Origin of the sequence: Amphritea sp. (assembly GCF_050300915.1) — a bacterium.
Classification (GTDB): Bacteria; Pseudomonadota; Gammaproteobacteria; order Pseudomonadales; family Balneatricaceae; genus Amphritea.
Genome location: NZ_JBNKYN010000202.1, coordinates 1 through 602, shown reverse-complemented (window position 1 = coordinate 602; position 602 = coordinate 1). Strand labels below are relative to the sequence as shown.

Annotated in this window: 1 protein-coding gene; it reads left to right on the top strand. The window is 50.5% G+C overall.

Annotated features, from left to right (window positions below; translation table 11 throughout):
• Position 1 precedes the first annotated feature (1 nt).
• Positions 2-602, top strand: a 601-nt coding sequence (locus tag ACQY8X_RS21070; protein WP_428037086.1) for a beta-ketoacyl synthase N-terminal-like domain-containing protein, incomplete at its 3' end; no start/stop codon positions are given.

Sequence of the window (602 nt, the reverse complement as noted above, 5' to 3'; positions counted from 1 at the left end):
AATCGGACGACTGGCCGGTGCTTTATCCTCTATTCGACCCGATGACATGGCTGCGCTGGTAATAAAAGAAATTTTGAATCGAACCGGCGTTGATCCCAATGAAATTGAAGAGATTTATTTGGGCTGTGCCAATCAGGCCGGTGAAGACAATCGAAATGTTGCGCGCATGTCCTCTCTACTGGCTGGATTACCGGTCGATGCCTCCGCGATGACCATCAACCGACTCTGTGGTTCTGGTATGGATGCCGTGGGTACAGCAGCGCGCGCTATCAAGTCTGGTGATACACAGCTAATGATTGCCGGTGGTGTAGAAAGTATGACTCGTGCCCCTTTTGTTTTACCCAAGCCAAACGCGGCTTTTTCCCGCAGCAACGAGCTATACGACACGACCATGGGTTGGCGCTTCGTCAACCAGTTAATGCAACAGGAGTATGGTGTTGAATCAATGCCAGAAACAGCAGAAAACGTGGCCGAAGAATTTTCTATCTCGCGCGCAGATCAGGATCTGTTTGCCTATCGCTCTCAAATGAAGACTGCCCGCGCTCAGGATGCCGGTATCCTAGCTGAAGAAATCATCCCGGTATCCATTGAGCAACGCAAAG